Source organism: Rhizobium mesoamericanum STM3625 (genome assembly GCF_000312665.1).
GTDB classification, from domain to species: domain Bacteria; phylum Pseudomonadota; class Alphaproteobacteria; order Rhizobiales; family Rhizobiaceae; genus Rhizobium; species Rhizobium mesoamericanum.
The window spans coordinates 1,185,826-1,205,066 of record NZ_HF536772.1 but is presented as its reverse complement, the minus strand read 5'-3'; the positions used below and the strand labels follow the sequence as shown (position 1 = coordinate 1,205,066).

The window sequence follows — 19,241 nt, the reverse complement described above, 5'->3', positions numbered from 1 at the left end:
CACTGCCGATTGCTTATTATTCCCCAAAGGCTTAGGGTTTGAAGCAATCAGGGTAATCGACGGAAAAAGCCATGGTTCTCAGCGGCAAACGCATCCTCCTCATCATTTCAGGCGGGATCGCGGCCTATAAAAGCCTGGACCTGATCCGGCGGTTCAGAGAGCGGGGCGCGTCCGTTCGACCGCTAATGACAACCGGCGCGCAGGAATTCGTGACACCGCTTGCCGTCGGCGCACTTGCTGCCGACCATGTGTTCACCGACCTTTTCTCGCGGCAGGACGAGCAGGATGTCGGCCATATCCGGTTGGCGCGCGATTGCGACCTCGTCGTGATCGCGCCGGCGACGGCAGACCTGCTCGCCAAGATGGCAAACGGGCTTGCGGACGATCTTGCCTCGACGGTTTTGCTTGCGACCGACCGACCTGTTCTCGCCGCACCCGCCATGAACCCGCATATGTGGGCGCATCCTGCGACAAAGCGCAATATCGAGACGCTGCGCGGCGACCGCATTCGCTTCGTCGGACCCATGCCAGGCGAGATGGCAGAGAGCCGCGAAGCGGGCGTTGGGCGGATGGCCGAGCCGCTCGAGATCGTCGCCGCCGCAGAAGCATTGCTCCACGATGGACCGAAGCCGCTTGCCGGCCACAGGGCGATCGTCACCTCCGGGCCAACCCACGAGCCGATCGACCCTGTGCGTTACATCGCCAATCGCTCCTCCGGCCGCCAGGGGCATGCGATCGCCGCCGCGCTTGCAACGCTTGGCGCGGATGTGACGCTCGTTTCCGGACCGGTCTCCATTGCCGATCCGGTCGGGGTCAAGGTGATCCATGTCGAGCGAGCGGACCAGATGCGGGATGCCGTGCTTGCCGCGCTGCCGGCCGATGTTGCCGTGATGGTTGCGGCAGTCGCCGACTGGCGCGTTGCATCAGCCGCCGACCAGAAGATCAAGAAGCATCCGGGCGAATCCATTCCGACGCTCGCGCTGACCGAAAATCCCGATATTTTAAAAACGGTCGGCCATCATACAATGCGACCAAAACTGGTGATCGGTTTTGCAGCGGAAACCCAGGATGTCGAGAGTAACGCCAGGGCAAAGCTTGATCGCAAGGGTGCCGATATCATCGTCGCCAACGATGTTTCTCCGACAACCGGTATTATGGGCGGCGTCCGCAATAGGGTGAAAATCGTCAGCCACAGCGGCATCGAGCAGTGGCCGGATCTTACGAAGGAAGAGGTTGCAACGAGGCTCGCGGCGATGATTGCCGAACGACTCAAGCGCTGACCGCGATCGGGGCGGCCTTTAAGACTGCCTGAGCCGGACGAAACGGTGCGATATCGAGACCATTGTCGCCGAGCGTAACGGCGCTGCCATCCGGGATTTCCGCCCAGGCATCGACGTCATCATTTAGCGGTTCCGACACCAGGCAATAACCCTTGCCGAGCGGTGAGGCGTAAAGTGTCGGCGCCTTTCGGTCCGTCGCATAGCGGATCGCATAGAGCGCCTTGCCATCGGAAAAGGCTGCCGTATAGCGCAACAACACCGATCCAAGCAGCTTCGCGGCAAGGCCTTCAACGAAGCGGATCATCTCCGTCATCGCAGCCACCGGCGTCTGCTGTAGACCGAACTGGAGGGCGAGCAAAAACATCAGTTCGGAATCAGTCGTCCCGCCGCGGGCATTGAAGAGTTCGTCATCCAGCATGGCCTCCATCGGGCGGCGCAGCCGTTCAAAGCCTGAGATCTGGCCGTTGTGCATGAAGGACCAGATGCCGAAGGTGAAAGGGTGACAGTTGTCACGACGAGTACCGCCGCCCGTCGCCGCGCGCACGTGCGCGAGGAACAAAGGTGAACGGATCTGCCGTGCAAGGCTCTTGAGATTGCAATCGGACCAGGCCGGCAATGTGTCGCGGTAGCGTCCCGGTTCCGGGCGGTCGCCGTACCAGGCGATGCCAAAGCCATCGCCGTTGGTGGGGGTCTTGGCGCGGGTGGCGCAATGCGATTGCTCGATCAGGGAGTGCGCGGGCGAAGACACCAGCTCCTCCAGATAGAGGGGGTCTCCGCGATAGGCTGCCCAGCGACACATGCTTTTTCCACTCCGGAACCCGCGCTGTTGGAGGCGGGAGAATGCTGAAACGCGACAATGATTGTCGAATCTGATGGTTAATAAGATCTGAACCGCGCCGTGGCTTGCAAGCAGAAGATGACAAATTTCTGGCGGATGGCGCGATCACATTGCGCGATGCCGCATCTTCTTTTGTGAACAGTGCGTTCCCGCCTCTGCCGGTTTCGCAGAGGCCGGCTCGATGGCTATATTTCCGGTCAAGTTGAACCTTCGAGAGGATGCCATGTCGATCCGTCCCGTAAAGCATATGAGCACTGCAACGCCGACTATGGAAGGCGCCGGCGTAAAGCTGCATCGCGTCTTCGGCTTCGGAGATCCGTCGATGACCGATCCATTCCTGATGATGGACGATTTCCGCAACGACAATCCGGCGGAATATATTCGCGGCTTTCCCTGGCATCCGCACCGCGGCATCGAGACGATCACCTATGTGCTCGCCGGCACGGTGGAGCACGGGGACAGCCTCGGCAATCGCGGTCTGCTGAGCGCCGGCGACATCCAGTGGATGACGGCTGGAAGCGGCATCATGCACCAGGAGATGCCAAAGGGCGACTTTGCCGGACGGATGCACGGTTTCCAGCTCTGGGCCAACCTGCCCTCCTCGCTGAAGATGACGGCGCCGCGTTATCAGGACGTAAAGTCCGCCGACATTCCTGTTGTGGTCGATGACGACGGCACGGCCGTTCGCGTGATCTGCGGCGACTTCTGGGGCAAGGCGGGCCCGGTCGACGGCGTGGCAGCCGAACCGATTTATCTTGATGTCTCGGTGCCGCCAGGCAAGAAGAAGCGCCTGCCGGTCGATACCTACCGCAACGCCTTTGCCTATGTCTTCGCAGGCTCCGGCACGTTCCGCGACGCCTCCAAGCCGCTCGGCATCCGTGTCGAGAAGGAGGTCAACGGTGAAGAGTTGAACATCCGCGACATGTCCGGCAACCGAACCCTGGTCGTCTTCGACAGCGGTGATGAGGTAACCGTACAGGCCGGCGACGACGGCGTCCGCTTTCTGCTCGTTTCGGGCAAGCCGATCGAAGAGCCCGTCGCCTGGCACGGGCCGATCGTCATGAACTCGCGAGAGGAGATCATGAAGGCGATGCGAGAACTGCAGAACGGCACGTTCATCAAGGCAGCACATTGAGCCGGTTTAATCCACAGGCCTTGATGCTGAAGCTGCGTGTCGATGCCATACGGCAATAACCGTTTTAAAACATTACAGTGTTGCCAGCGGCGCGGAGATGAAATCACGTAGCCCGGAAGTTATGGCGAGATCTTGGGCGGAATTTTTTCTTGCATCGCGAGCGAATCATCCTACCTTCTTCTCATCGACAACAGAACGAAAGGAAGGTGATCCAATGTCTAATGAGATTTCAGACCTCGTAAAAGGCATGGAAGTGGTGACGAAAGCGAGGCAGCCCTCGCTCTAACCCCACCTTCCTAGGACCGCTTTGACGGTCCGGCCATTTATAGGGCCAGAACTCATGGAAAGGGTCGCTTCACGCGGCCCTTTTCCATTTTCGACACAGCATTGACGAAGACCATGCTTCCGAAGTATTCTTAAGGTCATCAGATGATTTGATGAATAGGATGATGGAACCACTCGCAAAAACGAGGCTTGCGGACACCGCCATTGAGGCAATCCGCGCCGAGATCCTGGGAAAAAGGTGGGCCGTCGGCGAGAAATTGCCCAACGAGGCGACGCTGTCGTCCATGCTGTCCGTCAGCCGCGGCACAGTCCGCGAGGCGGTGCGGGTGCTGGTGTCGCAAGGGCTGCTCGAGACGCGCCAGGGCTCTGGAACCTACGTGCTCTCGACCACGGACACACGGCTTCCGCTCACGATGGCACGCCGCGCTAGTCTGCGCGATCTCTTTGAAGCGCGGTGCGCGCTCGATGTCGAGGCCGCGCGACTGGCTGCGGTACGACAAACCCCTGAGATCATTGCAGAGTTACGGTTACTTCTTGCACACCGAGGCAATTTCGAAGGTGGCGACAAGAGCGCCTTCGTCGAGCGAGATCTTGCCGTCCACAAGGCGATTATTGCTGCCAGCGCCAACCGTGCGATGATCGAAATCTATCAATTCTTTTCCGCCTCGATTGCCGAAACGATTGAGGCGACTTTGGATGCTGAGATTCCCGAACCTGATATGCGGGCGCATGCCGACATCATCGACGCGATCGCCACCGGCGATCCGCAACAGGCCGATGCAGCCGTTCGCCGCTTCATGGCCCCCGTCATCAGTGCTCTCGACCGGATGCTTCATTCATGATAGCGCCCCTTCAGGATCCTACCTTCGCTTACGATCTAACGGGCGAACAGCTCATCGATGCCGAAGCGGACAGCGTCCCGCAGCCGCAGCCGCCGGTTGGCAGCGGCGCCGCGGCACGATTTCTGCTCGGGGCAAGCCTCGTTCTGATTGCTTTCAACCTTCGTCCTGTCTTTTCCAGTGCCTCCGCTCTGTTGCCCGAAATCAAGAAGGAGCTCGGCCTCTCGTCGGTCGGCGCCAGCCTGCTGACCACCCTGCCCGTCGTCTGCCTCGGCGCCTTTTCGCCGCTGGCACCTCGGCTTGCTCAGCGGATCGGCGCCGAGCGTACACTGCTGGGCGTACTCATTCTGCTGGCGCTCGGGACAGCTCTCCGCGGTCTCTCCTCGATTCCGCTCCTCTTCGTCGGCACTGCGCTTGCCGGCGCCTGCATTGCTGTCGGGAACGTGTTGCTGCCGGGCTTGGTCAAGCGTGACTTTCCCGATCGCGCCGCGCTGATGACCGGCTTCTACACGATGGCGCTTTGCGCCGGCGCGGCAAGCGCTGCGGGTTTCACGCTGCCGCTCGAGCGCATTCTTAGCGGCTCTCTCTCCGGCGCGCTTGCCGGGTGGGGACTACCCGCGCTGATTGTCGCGATCATCTGGTTGCCGCAAGTGCTGTCCACGAGGAAGCAGATCAAGCGCACCGGCTTTTCTGTCCAGGGGCTCTGGTGCGACCGTCTGGCCTGGCGGGTCACGCTTTTCATGGGGCTGCAGTCGGCGCTGGCCTATTGCGTTTTCGGCTGGCTTGGTCCGATCCTGCGTGAACGGGGCGTCGACGGCGTTACTGCCGGAGCGATCGTTTCGGTATCGGTGATGGTTCAGGCCGCAGCATGCCTCGTTGCCCCGCAGATCGCGGTAAGGGGCAAGGACCAGCGGGTGATCAACGCGTCACTCTGCGCCCTTGCTGTCGTTGCATTGTTCGGTCTGCTGTTTGCGCCGCTCTCAACCGTCTGGGTCTGGGCCGTGCTGCAGGGAATCGGCCAGGGCGGCCTGATCGCCGTGGCCATGACGACGATTGTGCTGCGGTCCCGCGATTCGCATGTCGCGGCACACCTTTCCGGCATGGCACAGTGCGTCGGCTACCTCCTTGCCGCGATCGGTCCTCTCGTGGTCGGGCTGATCCGCAGCTGGACCGGCAGCTTTGCCTGGTCAGCGGTGCTTTTCGTCGTGCTTGGCGCTGGCGCGGCGATCAATGGCTGGAATGCCGGACGCGCGCAATACGTAAATGTGTGGACGATCGAGAAGGCTAGATGACGCCTGCCTCACCATCTGTTGATTTCTCCCCCACCGGGCCGATGCTAGGCTGGCGCCTCAGTGCCCCTTTCGTCGGAGGACAAGTTTTGCGGTTTCTATCCGCCATTCTGCTCGCAACAGCCTTGCTTTGGCCGCTCGCTCCCGCCATGTCGCAGGAGGGTCGGAGCGAACCTGCCCCACAAGGTTCACCGGGCGATGGGGTGCTCAGGCTGTTGCCTGATGACTCGGTCACCCGCCACACAATAAGGATCGGCGAGCGGTCCCTCGACTATGTGGCCACGGCCGGGACGCTGGATCTCTTCGCACTAGACGGCGTTAAAACAGGCGCCATATTCTACACGGCCTATGTCGCGAAGAACGGAGCCCCAGACCGTCCGCTGACCTTTGCCTTCAATGGCGGCCCCGGTGCCGCTTCGGCATTCCTGCATCTCGGCCTTATGGGGCCGCGTATCCTGGACTTCGGCCCGAGCGGCGACGACGGGGCCGAAGCAAGATTGATCGACAACCCGGACACCTGGCTCGACTTTACCGATCTTGTATTCATCGACCCAATCGGAACGGGCTGGAGCCGGACCGCCAAGGCCGACGACGCCTCCAAATACTACAACGTCAATTCCGACGCCGAGAGCATTGCGAAGGCGATCGCTCTTTACGTCGCTCACAACAATCGATCCGGCTCGCCCAAGTATCTTCTCGGCGAGAGCTATGGCGGCTTTCGAGCCGCCAAAGTCGCAGGCGCTCTGAAGGACAGCCAAGGCATCATCGTCTCTGGCGCGATCATGCTTTCGCCGCTGCTCGAGGGGCAACTAATGTTCAACGCCGATCAGTTTGCGCTTGGCGCGGCACTCGAGCTCCCCTCGCTTGCCGCAGCGAATATGGACAGACACAACGCGTTCGATGAAACACAGCAAAAAGAAGCTGAGAGATTTGCCCTTGGCGACTATCTCACAACGCTCGCCGGCCCTGCGCCGACCGGTGACGCGGCCAAAGCCTTTTACGGAAAGATTGCGAGCATGACCGGCATTCACGAAGATGTCGTGGCGAAGAACCGCGGCTTCCTCGCAAATGCTTATGCCAAGAAATCAGCCGAGGACGGACGAGTCGTCAGCCCCTACGACGCGGCGTTCTCGACGCCCGATCCTTATCCAGAGTCAGACTCCGATCGTGGCGAGGACGCGATCCTCGACGGCTTCACCCGCGCATATGGCGGGGCCTTCGCCGACTATGCGCGCAGTGAACTCGCCTTTAAGACCGACCTGACTTATTCGCTGCTCGATGGCGATATCGGTCGCAGGTGGGAGTGGGGCGGACGCGGCGGCGGCTCCATGCGGCAGGCGAGCGTTACCGACGATATCCGCCAACTTCTTGCCGCCAATCCGAAATTCCGCCTGCTGATCGTCCATGGCTATAGCGATCTTGTGACGCCCTATGGGGTCAGCCGCTATGTTGTCGACCATCTCCCTGCGTCGCTTGACGGCGAGCGGGTGGCGCTGAAGGTCTATCGGGGCGGACACATGTTTTACACGCGGGCCGACCAACGCGCCACCTTTACCGCCGATGCCAGGGCCTTCTTCACCGGGCACTCGGGCACAACACCGGCTGAATGAACAGCTGATCAGTACACGGATTCCACGATAAAATCTGAGATCTCCTCGCGTTATTGAGTTAGGACCTGTTGCCTTCAGCCGATCCCGACATAGGTAAGTCACCATGTCGTACCCCTGTGAGCCATTTTCTGCCAAGATGCCGCAACCGGCTTCGGGGCAGAAGGAACTGCTAAGCGCTCTTTCGTCCTCCCCGCAAGATTGCGCCCTTTTTCTCGATATCGATGGGACATTGCTCGATCTGGCCGAGGTGCCTGATGCGATTGTCGTACCGCCGTTTCTGCCTGCAAGCCTTGAGATCGCGTCGCGAAGGCTCGGTGGCGCGCTTGCCTTGGTCACGGGGCGAGCGCTCGCCTACGCTGACGAGTTGTTCTCACCATTTCGATTTCCGATGGCCGGCTTGCACGGAGCCGAATTGCGCCGACCAGACGGCAAGGTCGCAAAGGCAGAAACGACGGCCGCCTTCGAGGTTCTAAAGGCGGATCTCCGCAAGGAGACTGAAGGCCTGGAGGGCGTGCTTATAGAAGACAAGGGAGCGGCAGTTGCCGCCCACTACCGTCTGGCGCCGCAACGGCAGGCGCAGGTGGGGCCGATCATGGAGCGGCTGCTCACCAGGGCCGGGCCGGACTGGACCCTGCAGCGAGGCAAGATGGTCCTCGAGATCCGCCCTGCCAGCGCGGACAAAGGACAGGCCGTCGAGGCGTTTCTCTCGATGCCACCGTTTGTTGGCAGGCGTCCGATCGTGATCGGTGATGACGTCACCGACGAGGCTATGTTCCGCGTAGCCAATCGCCGGGGCGGCCTCTCGGTTCGGGTCGGCGCTTTCTTTGAAACCGCCGCCACCCTGACGTTGCCTTCCGCATCGGTGGTGCGGGAACTGATCGCGCAGTTCGCCATTTGATCCAGGCATGACACGCCGTCTTCCCAGGAAAGGAACTTTTGTGTCCCGTCTCGTTATCATCTCCAATCGCGTGCCGGCTCCCGTGAAAGAGGGCGCTGCATCCGCCGGCGGATTGGCGGTGGCGCTTAAGGCAGCACTTGAGGAACGCGGCGGCATCTGGATGGGCTGGTCAGGCAAGTCGAGCGAAAATGACGAGCCCCGCCCCCTATCCCTGACGGAAGAGGGTAAGGTCACCTATGCATTGACCGATCTCACCGGCAAGGATGTCGAAGAGTATTATTACGGGTTCGCCAATCGCGTGCTCTGGCCGATCTGTCACTACCGCCTGGATCTCGCGGAGTACGGCCGCAAGGAGATGGCGGGTTATTTCCGCGTCAACCGCTTCTTCGCACATCGGCTGGCGCCACTGCTGCGGCCGGACGACATTATCTGGGTGCATGACTACCATCTGATTCCGCTCGCCGCGGAATTGCGGCAGATGGGCTTCAGGAACCGTATAGGCTTCTTCCTGCACATTCCCTGGCCGCCCGCCGATGTGCTCTACACTATGCCGGTCCATGAGGAGATCATGCACGGCCTGGCGGCTTACGACCTCGTCGGCTTTCAGACCGATCATGATCTCGAGAACTTCGCCGGGTGCCTTCGTCGCGAGGATATGGGCGACGCGATCGGTGATGGCCGCTTCACCGCAAATGGCAAGATTTTCAAGGGCGGAGCCTATGGCATCAGCATCGAAACGGCTGCCTTTGCCGAATTCGCCAAAAAGGCTGGCAGCCACCATATGGTGCAGAGAGCGCGGCAGAGCGTTAAGGACCGCGACCTCATTATAGGCGTCGACCGACTCGACTATTCGAAGGGTATCACCCAGCGGCTCGATGCATACGAGCGCTTCATCGTCAACAATCCAGCCCACCAGCGCAAGGTCACATACCTCCAGATCACGCCGAAGTCGCGCTCGGAAGTCCCGGAATACGAACAGATGCAGCGCACCGTCGCTGAGCAGGCAGGTCGCGTCAATGGCGCCTTGGGTACAGTGGACTGGGTGCCGATCCGGTACATCAACCGGTCCGTCAGTCGTCCGATCCTTGCAGGTCTCTATCGGCTGGCCAAGGTCGGACTGGTCACGCCGCTTCGCGACGGCATGAACCTCGTGGCAAAGGAGTATGTGGCTGCGCAGGACCCGGAGGATGCGGGCGTACTGGTGCTTTCGCGCTTTGCCGGCGCAGCCCGTGAATTGAAAAACGGCGCGTTGCTGGTCAATCCCTATGACATCGAAGGAACCGCCAACGCACTGGCGCGTGCCCTGAATATGCCGCTCGAGGAGCGCCAGGAACGCTGGCGGCGGATGATGGATTACCTCATGGAACACGACGTGTCTCGCTGGCGCGACGACTTCCTCAACGACTTGACCGCCTAAGAGCAAGCTCAGCTTATACCCGCCTCTGCCTTCAGCCATGTCGCAAGCAGATCGCTCTGAACATCACTTCTGCGCGGCGGCAATAGCCAGTAGCCCCGATCCGGCGCTTCCAGCATTGGACCCACGGTTTTCAGCATCCCTGAGCCGAGCAGCGCGTCGACGAGGCCCATCCATCCGATGGCAACACCCTGCTCGCCGACCGCCGCCTGCACGACCAAGGAGTACGTGTTGAAGCTGAGATCGCCCTGCCCCGCGTATGGATTGCGACTGACACCGAGTTCGGCAAAGTACCGCCGCCAGTCGAACCAAGGCGGCGGCTCCGCGGCGTCGAGGTGGATCAGGCGTGCGCGTGCAAGGTCCGCCGGCGTGGAGATGGCGCCATGGCGATCGAGGAAGCCTTGCGTACAGACAGGCATGACCCTTTCCGGCAGAAGCAGAACGGGATGGCATTCGAACTCCCATCGAGTACCGAACACCACAGCGACGTCGCCGTCGTCCGCGCGGTCGGCCGATGTTCGTTGTGTCGCAACAATCTGAATGTCAACGTTTGGATGAAGTGCGCGAAACGCATGCATCCGTGGGATGAGCCATAACGCTGAAAAGGCATAATCGGTATGCAGCCTGATGGTTGGTCGATCGGTTTCGTTGCGGAAACTCCGCGCCAGTTGGTCGATCTCGGTGACGCTCCTCGTTACAATATCAAGCAGACGCAGGCCTTCCGGCGTTAGCTGCACCCCTCGATGCTGGCGCTTCAAGAGGCTGACACCAAGCTGCTTTTCCAGACGGCGAATCTGATAGCTGACCGCCGGCTGCGTGAGGCCAAGAGCACTTGCCGCCGCCGACAGACTCCCTGCCTTGCCGATTACAGCGAAAATGCGCAACCACCCAAGATCGACGCGGCGGCTTTCCATAAAAAATCCTTAGAGGAGATGTCGAAAAATGACCACTTCACAGGCCTGGCAATATTGATAATCAATAAACTGATCAAATGGCAAACTTGAGATGAGGCGGGAATCTCTGCGGTAAATTGGGAGCGATACGGGCTGGAAGACGCCTAGCGACCCAGCTACGTTTCCGCCCCCCGATATACGAAGGACATGTTGGCATGGCGCGCGCGAATATTCTCATTCTGATGGTCGATCAGTTCAATGGCACGCTGTTTCGCGACGGGCCGGCCGATTTCCTTCACGCGCCGCATCTGAGAGCATTGGCAGAGCGTTCGGTACGCTTTGCCAACACCTATACGGCAAGTCCCCTCTGCGCGCCTGCACGCGCATCCTTCATGTCGGGGCAGCTGCCGAGCCGGACCCGCGTCTATGACAACGCGGCCGAATTCGCGTCCGATATCCCGACCTTCGCGCATCACCTGCGCGCCGCGGGCTATCACACCGCCCTTTCAGGAAAGATGCATTTCGTCGGCCCCGACCAGTTGCATGGCTTCGAGGAACGTCTGACGACCGACATCTATCCGGCCGATTTCGGTTGGACGCCCGACTACACCAACCCCGGCGAGCGCATCGATTGGTGGTACCACAATCTAGGCTCCGTCACGGGTGCCGGCGTTGCCGAAATCACCAATCAGATGGAATACGACGATGAGGTCACCTACAACGCGACCCGCAAGCTCTACGACCTCTCCCGCCGTCTTGACGATCGCCCCTGGTGCCTGACGGTGAGCTTTACCCATCCGCACGACCCCTATGTCGCGCGGCGCAAGTATTGGGATCTCTATGAAAATTCCCCGGCACTCGATCCTGATGTCGATGCTATTCCCTTTGACCAGCAGGATCCGCATTCACAGCGCCTGTTGAAGGCCTGCGACTACGATGCGTTCGAGATTACCCGGGAACAGATCCGGCACGCGCGTCGGGGCTACTTTGCCAATATCTCCTATATCGACGATAAGATCGGCGAGATCCTTGACGTGCTCGAGCGCGGGCGGATGGCTGACAACACAATCGTGCTTTTCGTGTCCGACCATGGCGACATGCTCGGCGACCGTGGCCTCTGGTTCAAGATGTGCTTCTTCGAAGGTTCGTCGCGGGTGCCGTTGACGATTGCGGCGCCGGGGTGGGCATCGGCTTGCGTTCAGCAGCCGGTCTCGACGCTCGACGTGACGCCGACACTCGCGGCACTGGCGGGGATCGACATTGCCAAACTGGCGCCATGGACAGATGGCGAGGACCTGACGCCACTTGCGACGGGCAGTGGCGGCCGCGGCCCGGTGCCCATGGAATATGCTGCCGAAGGGTCGGAGGCGCCGCTCGTGTGCCTTCGGGACGGCCGCTTCAAGCTGACGCTTTGCGACAAGGATCCGCCGATGCTGTTCGATCTCGAGGCGGACCCAAGGGAATTGAACAACCTCGCATGCGATGCGGAGTATGGCGATGTTCTGACCAGGCTCACCGCCCAGTCCGAGATACGCTGGAACCTGCGGAATTTCGATGCCGCCGTGCGCGAAAGCCAGGCGCGCCGCTGGGTGGTCTACGAGGCGCTACGGAACGGCGCCTACTATCCTTGGGATTATCAGCCGCTGCAAAGGGCTTCCGAGCGCTACATGCGCAATCACATGGATCTGAACGTGCTGGAGGAAAGCCAGCGCTATCCGCGCGGCGAGTGAGATTGCGGCCGGCACACCCTTGCCGATACAGTCAGCCGCAAAACAGGAGCCCCCATGAAGATCAGTACACGCAATCGCTTGAACGAAAGATCGTCGAGGTAAGGAAGGGGGCGTCCGCGGCGCATATCCGGATTGATATCGGCGGAGACACGATCATTGCGGTCTCGATCATCAACGAAGCGGTCGATGACTTGGGGACGTCAGCGGCGGTGCCTATGAGGTCGTCAAAGCCTCGGATGTCATGATCGCCGTCGACTGATCGTCAGGCCTTCTTGCAGCAATACGCGACGTCGTCACCGGTCTGGAAATCTCCGGGCTGCGGCGCCGCGATCGGCTTAAACAGCGTACGGTCGGGCTTCAGATCGAGGAGCGGCGTACCGTCAAGACAATCCAATCCGCGAACCAGCAAGACGCCACCTTCGACCCTTTCCAGCTTGACGATGGAGGTTCCGATCGGGTTTGGCCGCACGGGTGAACGCAGAGAAAAGGTGCCATGCACCTTCCCGCTATTGGCCGGGCTTTGCAGAACCAGGTCGCGCCGCGAGCGATCCAGCCAATAGAGTACTTCCAGCCGCTCGAAGGCCTCCACACCCTGGAGGGCCTGCTTCCACGGCTCGAATACGTCGATTTTGCAAAGCGGACCATCATGCCGCCCCTGGCGCGGCGTCCCCACGCGCGAGGTCCACGGGGTCGAGATCCGCCCGATGAACATCAGACCGGCGTCGGTCGCCGGCGGCAGTTCGACGGCGACCTCGTTTTCCCTGATCTCATTCTCTCCAACCATGAGGCGCTCCCTTTCAAAAGGGCATCATGGCAGATCGCTATATCCGATCCAATATCACGCCGCCTTAACGGCGTGATATTCCTTGAGGGCGGCCATCTTGATCGCCGGATAGCGCTCTGCTTCATACCGCAGCGAGAAGCTGTCCTGCGCCAGGAATACTGGGTCGTTGTCGAGGTCTCGCGCGATATCGCCGCGACGGGCGGTCACAAATTTCTCGAGCTCAGCGGGCTGATCGGCGGAAATCCAGCGGCAGACGGAGAAGCGCGACGTTTCAAAGGAGACCGGCAGGCCGTATTCGGCCATCAGGCGCTCCTTGAGAACATCGAGCTGCAGCGCGCCGACAACGCCAACGATAGCCGGCGAACCATCTTCCGGCTGGAACAGCTGAACGACGCCCTCCTCGGCCATCTGCTGCAGCGCTTCCTTGAGCTTCTTCGCCTTCATGGCATCTTCCAGGCGCACGCGGCGCAGGATTTCGGGCGAGAAGTTAGGTACCCCCTGGAACACCAGAGCCTCGCCTTCAGTCAGCGTATCCCCGATGCGAAGCGTCCCGTGATTGGGGATGCCAACAACATCGCCGGCATAGGCTGTATCGGCAAGCTGCCGCTGCGAGGCGAAGAAGAACTGCGGCGCAGTGAGGCCGAGCTGCTTGCCGGTGCGCGAAAGCCTAGCCTTCATGCCACGCTCGAGTTTGCCGGAACAGATGCGGGCAAAGGCGATGCGGTCACGATGGTTCGGGTCCATGTTCGCCTGAATCTTGAAGACGAAGGCCGTCATCTTGTTGTCGGTCGCCTGCACGGTGCGGATATCGGCGACCTGATCGCGTGGAGGCGGCGCAAATTCGCCGAGCGCATCGATAAGGTCGCGAACGCCGAAATTGCGCAGCGCCGAACCAAAGAAAACAGGCGTCAGATGGCCTTCCAGGAAGGCTTTCTTGTCGAAGGGTTTGCAGGCCTCGATCGCGAGCAGGGTTTCCTCGACGAAGGCATCGCGCTCGTTTTCAGGCAAGCGGTGGGACACCATCTCAGGATCGGTGACCTTGGTCATGATCTCCTGAGTATCGGAGGCGCGCACCTCGTTCTTCGCCAGGTGATAGGTGCCGCAGAAGGTCTTTGAACGGCCGATCGGCCATGTCACCGGCGCGCAATCGAGCGCAAGCTTCTCCTCGACCTCGTCCAGGATCTCGAAGGGATCGCGGCTTTCACGGTCCATCTTGTTGATGAAGGTGATGATCGGAATGTCGCGCATGCGGCAGACTTCGAACAGCTTCAGCGTCCGCGGCTCGATACCCTTGGCGGCGTCGATCACCATGACCGCGGCGTCGACCGCCGTCAGCGTGCGGTAGGTGTCGTCCGCGAAGTCTTCGTGCCCGGGCGTGTCGAGAATGTTAAAGACGTTGTCGTTGTACTCGAATGTCATCACCGAGGTGACGACTGAGATGCCGCGCTCGCGCTCAATCTTCATCCAGTCGGAACGCGTCTGCATGCGATCCTTCTTTGCTTTGACTTCGCCGGCAAGCTGGATAGCGCCGCCGAACAGCAGCAGTTTTTCCGTCAGCGTGGTCTTACCCGCGTCCGGGTGCGCGATAATAGCGAATGTGCGGCGGCGGGAGACCGCCTCGGCGAGACTTTCAGCCATGATGTGAATCCTGTGGAATTGCGGCGTATCTAGCGATTAAAGCCCGGCATTGCAATTGACCTTGGCACTTGCGGCGCAAACTAATGCCCCATGACAATCCATTCCGATACGCGCCCGACACTCAACATCATCCGCCTTGCCAACGGCCAGGGTCTCGATCTGCCCTCCTACGAAAGCAGAGGGGCGGCCGGCATGGACCTGCGCGCCGCCGTTGAGGCAGGTGCTACGATGATCATCGAGGCCGGAAAGCGCGCGCTAGTGCCAACTGGCTTCACCTTCGAAATTCCAGAGGGATATGAAGGCCAGGTGCGTCCGCGCTCCGGGCTTGCCTTCAACCACGGCATCACCTGCCTCAACACGCCTGGAACAATCGACAGCGACTACCGCGGCGAAGTCAAGGTTCTGCTGATCAACCTCGGCGAAGAGCCATTCGAGATCACCAGAGGCATGCGCATCGCGCAGATGGTGATTGCCCCGGCGATCCAAGCACATATCTCAGAGATTTCCGAGGCGAGCGTGACGGCACGTGGCGCCGACGGCTTCGGATCAACCGGAGTATGAGCTCCAAGGCCCGGCACCCGCACCACCGCATTCGATCAACCGACCATGCTCCCCCGATGCCCGATTTCTGATTATGGCAGCCGCGAGAGTGGTGGCAGGCGACGCTTGACCGGAGATGCCTTGACCATAGAAGTGCTTGTTTCGGCCCTCTCCGCCACCTTATCGAGGATCGAGTCGAGCTCTGCCATCGAGCGCACGACAAGCCGGGCAATGAAGCAATCGTCGCCGGTGACCTTGTCACACTCGACGAACTGAGGCGTGTCCTGGATGATCCGTTGAACGACATGCAGCTGCCCCGGCAGCGGCCTAACCCGCACAATCGCCTGTAGCGGATATCCGAGTGCCGGGGCGTCGATATCGATGGTGAAACCGGCGATGATCCCGCGCTCTTCCAGGCGACGGAGGCGTTCGGCGGCGCTGGGCGAAGATAGTCCGGCAGCCTGCGCCAGCTCCTTTAACGAGATGCGCGCATTCTCAGCCAGTGTTTCCAATATTCTCTGATCGACCTCGTCGATGCCATAATCATTAGCCGAAACAGACATTATCCCTCACAATGATAGGCCATGTACGCGATCAACCTCATGCAACCTATATAAATTACGACGTGACCACAATAATCTTTCTCCATTGAGATGGAGAGACGTTATGAATAGCGAAATTCGCACCGGCACGGCCCAGATGACCGCGGCAATGCTGATATCTGGGACAATCGGCTGGTTCGTGGTGATGTCTGGTCAACCGGTGAGTGGCGTGGTGTTCTGGCGCTGCCTCTTTGGCGCAATCAGCCTGCTTGTCGTCTGCGCCGCTATGGGACTTTTGCGTCCGGGCCTCATCGGCTTGAAATCGGCGGGTATCGCTGTCTTCGGCGGCGTCGCCATCGTTCTTAACTGGTTGCTGCTCTTCGCATCCTACAGCCATGCATCTATTTCGATCGCGACGACCGTCTATAATACGCAACCTTTCATGCTACTTGCGCTGGGGGCCCTGTTTCTTGGCGAAAAGATCACCACCACAAAGCTGTTCTGGCTGACTCTGGCCTTTGCCGGCATGGCGGCTATCGTCCAGGCAAAGCCGGCCACCGCTGGCGGGCACGAGGGCTACGGCCTCGGCATCCTGCTGGCACTCGGCGCCGCTTTCTTCTACGCCCTTGCAGCGCTCGCAGCGAAATGGCTGAAAGGCACGCCGCCACATCTTATCGCGCTGATCCAGGTTGCAACCGGTGTGCTGATGCTGTTGCCGACCATGAATTTCTCCGACCTGCCCGGTGACGGCCAGTCATGGGCGATCCTGATCACCATGGGTGTCGTGCATACAGGACTGATGTATGTGCTGCTGTACGGCGCGATCCAGAAGCTGCCGATCCATCTGACAGGGGCCCTTTCATTCATCTATCCGATCGCCGCGATCCTCGTGGACCGGGTGGCTTTCGGACATGCGCTGCAACCCCTGCAACTGGTCGGCGCAGCCACCATCCTTGTCGCCGCGGCAGGCATGAACCTCGGCTGGACGCCCGCGCGGCTGTTGCGCGCGCGGACGGGCTAATAATTGCCAGCGAAGCTACTGCCGCGTCGTTTCGAACAGGAACCAGGTACGGCGCTCGGCCTCGTCAATCCAGACCTCCAGCAGGCTCGTGGTGGCGAAATCATTATGCTCGGAGCAGATATCGTGGGTCTCGCGCAAGAGCGATACCATCTGCTTGTTGTCGTCGCGCAATTCCGCCAGCATGTCCTCGGGCGTGACATAGTCGGCGTCATTGTCATTGATGCGCTGCAGGCGGCCGATATGGCCGATCGAGCGCAACGTCGTGCCACCGATCTTGCGGGCGCGCTCGGCAATCGCATCCGTCGTGGCGAAGATCTGCTCGGCCTGTTCGTCGAGCATCAGATGGTAATCGCGGAAATGCGGTCCCGACATATGCCAATGGAAATTCTTCGTCTTGATGTACAGCGCGAAGACATCCGCCAGAAGCGCGGCCAGAGCGGCCGAGATATCCTGAATGGCATTGCTCTTCAGATCCGTCGGTGTGGCAAGCGGGTCGAGTCTACGCTTTTCGGCTGCGGTGGGGCTCATCAGGTGTCTCCTTTGGCGAGCGGAGGGCATCGGCAGGTATCGGAACAGACATCGCCTTCGCTTGTCAGCTTCTACCAGCCGTTATCACCGCCTTGGAACTAGAAGCCCAATCGGGAGCGTCAATAGCGGTAGCACGGCGACAGAACTCGGATGCTTGAAACCAATGTGGCCGAGGGGTAGAAGGCGACTGAACCAGGAGCTCATGTCATGTCGTTTACCGCCCTTTTCGCATACGCAGCGGCGCTCTTTATTGCGGCGGCAATTCCTGGGCCCGGTATCACGGCGATCGTCGCCCGGGCGCTCGGCTCGAGTTTTCGCGAGACTTTTTTCATGGGCCTCGGCCTTGTGCTTGGCGACATGACTTATCTCACCGCCGTCATTCTCGGGCTTGCCTTCGTGGCACAAACGTTCACCGAAGTCTTCGTTGTCATCAAGATCGCCGGTGCGCTCTATCTCTGCTACATCGCCTGCAAGCTCTGGACGGCCGGGCTGCTGCCCCAGCACATCGCGGCCAAAAAGACGAGCAATGTGGGCATGAGCTTCCTGTCCGGCCTGTTCGTAACGCTCGGCAATCCCAAAACCATGCTTTTCTACGTCGCACTGGTGCCGACCTTGATCGACCTCAACAGCATCGGGCTTCGCGAATACGGCATTCTCCTGGCAACCACCTTCGTTGTCCTGCTTGTGGTACTGGTGCCCTACATGCTGCTGGCGTCACGCGCCCGTATGATGCTCAAGCAGCCGCGTGCGCTACAGGCGCTAAACAAGACGGCCGCAGGTATTCTCGCCGGCACAGCAGCCTTCATCGCCACCCGTGCGGCCTGAAAAATTCATTCGGCAAAGCCCGGTTTCTAAAGGATTTTTTCTCGCCCAACCGTGTCTGGCGGATGAAGCCGCACTGGCCTCCATTCGTCTTTGACCCTATTCTCTCCGCACATTTCACCAAGGGAGAGCCTCATGTCGAAGAAACCGGGCCGCGGCCGTATCTATTCCTCGATCACCGAAACCATCGGTGACACGCCGATCGTGCGGCTCGACAAGCTTGCCAAGGCGAAAGGCGTCAAGGCAAACCTCCTGGCGAAGCTGGAATTCTTCAATCCGATCGCGTCCGTAAAGGATCGCATCGGCGTCGCCATGATCGAGTCGCTGGAGTCGCAGGGAAAGATTTCACCCGGCAAGACGACGCTGATCGAGCCGACATCGGGCAATACCGGTATTGCGCTGGCTTTCGCCGCGGCTGCCAAGGGATACAAGCTTATACTGACGATGCCGGAAACGATGTCCATCGAGCGCCGCAAGATGCTGGCGCTGCTCGGAGCCGAACTCGTGCTCACCGAAGGTCCTAAGGGAATGAAGGGTGCAATTGCTAAGGCCGAAGAGCTGGCGGCGACCCTCCCCGATGCCATTATCCCGCAGCAATTCGAAAACCCGGCCAATCCGGAAATCCACCGCCGCACGACAGCCGAGGAGATCTGGAACGATACCGACGGTGCAGTCGATATCCTGGTCTCCGGCATCGGCACCGGCGGCACCATCACCGGCGCCGGTCAGGTGCTGAAATCGAAGAAGCCCGGCATCAAGGTGATCGCCGTCGAGCCAGCCGAGTCGCCAGTCCTTTCCGGCGGGCAGCCGGGACCGCACAAGATCCAGGGAATCGGCGCAGGCTTTGCGCCGGCAATCCTCGACACACACATCTACGACGAAATCGTTACTGTGAGCAGCCCTGAGGCGCTGGAACTTGCCCGCGAGGTCGCCAAGCTCGAAGGCGTGCCGGTCGGCATTTCGTCTGGCGCGGCACTGACGGCCGCGATCAAGATCGGCAGCCGCGAGGAGAATGCCGGGAAGAACATCGTCGTGATCATCCCGTCCTTCGCCGAACGCTATCTCTCGACAGCCCTGTTCGACGGCCTCGGCAGCTAGAAAACCAATTCATGCAATCGAAGCTGGGGGCGCCTCTTGGCGCCCCATTGCGTTTCA

General features: G+C 60.4%; 18 protein-coding genes and 1 pseudogene. 13 read left to right on the top strand and 6 right to left on the bottom strand.

Annotated features, from left to right (window positions below; all coding sequences use genetic code 11):
- Positions 1 to 71: 71 nt before the first annotated feature.
- On the top strand, positions 72 to 1,280 hold the full coding sequence (gene coaBC / locus BN77_RS05820) for a bifunctional phosphopantothenoylcysteine decarboxylase/phosphopantothenate--cysteine ligase CoaBC (protein ID WP_007529441.1): 1,209 nt from the start codon (positions 72 to 74) through the stop codon (positions 1,278 to 1,280).
- On the opposite strand, the gene BN77_RS05815 is transcribed toward coaBC, so the two are convergent.
- Positions 1,270 to 2,079 carry a class II glutamine amidotransferase gene (locus BN77_RS05815; protein WP_007529439.1) on the bottom strand — a complete coding sequence of 270 codons (810 nt, stop codon included), beginning with the start codon at positions 2,077 to 2,079 and terminating at the stop codon, positions 1,270 to 1,272. The genes coaBC and BN77_RS05815 overlap by 11 nt on opposite strands.
- Positions 2,080 to 2,341: 262 nt before the next feature.
- Between BN77_RS05815 and BN77_RS05810 the strand changes: the two genes are divergently transcribed.
- The 6 genes from BN77_RS05810 (at position 2,342) to otsA (ending at position 9,591) form a co-directional block, all read left to right on the top strand.
- Positions 2,342 to 3,253, top strand: coding sequence for a pirin family protein (locus BN77_RS05810; RefSeq protein ID WP_007529438.1), 912 nt, complete (start codon positions 2,342 to 2,344; stop codon positions 3,251 to 3,253).
- Positions 3,254 to 3,702: 449 nt separating this feature from the next.
- The gene (locus BN77_RS05805; protein ID WP_007529435.1) at positions 3,703 to 4,380 is read left to right on the top strand and encodes a FadR/GntR family transcriptional regulator; all 678 of its coding nucleotides are present in this window, start codon (positions 3,703 to 3,705) and stop codon (positions 4,378 to 4,380) included.
- A complete protein-coding gene (locus BN77_RS05800) occupies positions 4,377 to 5,669 on the top strand; it encodes a CynX/NimT family MFS transporter (RefSeq protein ID WP_007529433.1) in 1,293 nt (430 codons plus the stop codon). The genes BN77_RS05805 and BN77_RS05800 overlap by 4 nt, the downstream gene beginning before the upstream one ends.
- A gap of 146 nt (positions 5,670 to 5,815) precedes the next feature.
- Positions 5,816 to 7,276: a S10 family peptidase gene (locus tag BN77_RS05795; RefSeq protein ID WP_244426207.1), complete on the top strand. Its 1,461-nt coding sequence runs from the start codon at positions 5,816 to 5,818 to the stop codon at positions 7,274 to 7,276.
- 103 nt (positions 7,277 to 7,379) lie between these two features.
- Complete coding sequence (otsB, locus tag BN77_RS05790; protein ID WP_007529429.1) at positions 7,380 to 8,174, top strand: trehalose-phosphatase; 795 nt, start codon at positions 7,380 to 7,382, stop codon at positions 8,172 to 8,174.
- A 40-nt stretch (positions 8,175 to 8,214) separates the two neighbouring features.
- On the top strand, positions 8,215 to 9,591 hold the full coding sequence (otsA, locus tag BN77_RS05785) for an alpha,alpha-trehalose-phosphate synthase (UDP-forming) (protein WP_007529426.1): 1,377 nt from the start codon (positions 8,215 to 8,217) through the stop codon (positions 9,589 to 9,591).
- Positions 9,592 to 9,599: 8 nt separating this feature from the next.
- On the opposite strand, the gene BN77_RS05780 is transcribed toward otsA, so the two are convergent.
- Positions 9,600 to 10,502, bottom strand: a complete 903-nt coding sequence (locus BN77_RS05780) for a choline sulfate utilization transcriptional regulator (protein WP_007529424.1) — start codon at positions 10,500 to 10,502, stop codon at positions 9,600 to 9,602.
- Between the two features lie 194 nt (positions 10,503 to 10,696).
- Between BN77_RS05780 and betC the strand changes: the two genes are divergently transcribed.
- Together betC and BN77_RS34650 are read left to right on the top strand one after the other, a co-directional pair.
- A complete protein-coding gene (gene betC, locus BN77_RS05775) occupies positions 10,697 to 12,211 on the top strand; it encodes a choline-sulfatase (protein WP_007529422.1) in 1,515 nt (504 codons plus the stop codon).
- A 54-nt stretch (positions 12,212 to 12,265) separates the two neighbouring features.
- Positions 12,266 to 12,470 (top strand): annotated as a pseudogene (locus BN77_RS34650) (TOBE domain-containing protein).
- A gap of 3 nt (positions 12,471 to 12,473) precedes the next feature.
- Here the strand turns inward: BN77_RS34650 and tsaA are convergent.
- Positions 12,474 to 12,995, bottom strand: a complete 522-nt coding sequence (gene tsaA, locus BN77_RS05765) for a tRNA (N6-threonylcarbamoyladenosine(37)-N6)-methyltransferase TrmO (protein WP_007529420.1) — start codon at positions 12,993 to 12,995, stop codon at positions 12,474 to 12,476.
- Between the two features lie 54 nt (positions 12,996 to 13,049).
- On the bottom strand, positions 13,050 to 14,633 hold the full coding sequence (locus BN77_RS05760) for a peptide chain release factor 3 (RefSeq protein WP_007529417.1): 1,584 nt from the start codon (positions 14,631 to 14,633) through the stop codon (positions 13,050 to 13,052).
- A 90-nt stretch (positions 14,634 to 14,723) separates the two neighbouring features.
- Between BN77_RS05760 and dut the strand changes: the two genes are divergently transcribed.
- On the top strand, positions 14,724 to 15,194 hold the full coding sequence (gene dut / locus BN77_RS05755) for a dUTP diphosphatase (RefSeq protein ID WP_007529414.1): 471 nt from the start codon (positions 14,724 to 14,726) through the stop codon (positions 15,192 to 15,194).
- Between the two features lie 71 nt (positions 15,195 to 15,265).
- Here dut and BN77_RS05750 read toward each other — a convergent pair whose 3' ends face one another.
- Positions 15,266 to 15,736: an Lrp/AsnC family transcriptional regulator gene (locus BN77_RS05750; RefSeq protein WP_007529412.1), complete on the bottom strand. Its 471-nt coding sequence runs from the start codon at positions 15,734 to 15,736 to the stop codon at positions 15,266 to 15,268.
- A gap of 103 nt (positions 15,737 to 15,839) precedes the next feature.
- Here BN77_RS05750 and BN77_RS05745 point away from each other — a divergent pair, with 103 nt between their 5' ends.
- Positions 15,840 to 16,736: a DMT family transporter gene (locus BN77_RS05745; RefSeq protein WP_007529410.1), complete on the top strand. Its 897-nt coding sequence runs from the start codon at positions 15,840 to 15,842 to the stop codon at positions 16,734 to 16,736.
- 15 nt (positions 16,737 to 16,751) lie between these two features.
- Here the strand turns inward: BN77_RS05745 and BN77_RS05740 are convergent, their stop codons facing one another.
- Positions 16,752 to 17,264 (bottom strand): Dps family protein, encoded by a 513-nt coding sequence (locus BN77_RS05740; RefSeq protein ID WP_007529408.1) that lies wholly within the window; start codon positions 17,262 to 17,264, stop codon positions 16,752 to 16,754.
- A gap of 207 nt (positions 17,265 to 17,471) precedes the next feature.
- On the opposite strand from BN77_RS05740, the gene BN77_RS05735 reads away from it, so the two are divergent.
- Together BN77_RS05735 and cysK are read left to right on the top strand one after the other, a co-directional pair.
- The gene (locus BN77_RS05735) at positions 17,472 to 18,089 is read left to right on the top strand and encodes a LysE family translocator (protein WP_007529405.1); all 618 of its coding nucleotides are present in this window, start codon (positions 17,472 to 17,474) and stop codon (positions 18,087 to 18,089) included.
- A gap of 132 nt (positions 18,090 to 18,221) precedes the next feature.
- Positions 18,222 to 19,184: a cysteine synthase A gene (gene cysK / locus BN77_RS05730; RefSeq protein ID WP_007529403.1), complete on the top strand. Its 963-nt coding sequence runs from the start codon at positions 18,222 to 18,224 to the stop codon at positions 19,182 to 19,184.
- Positions 19,185 to 19,241: the final 57 nt, after the last annotated feature.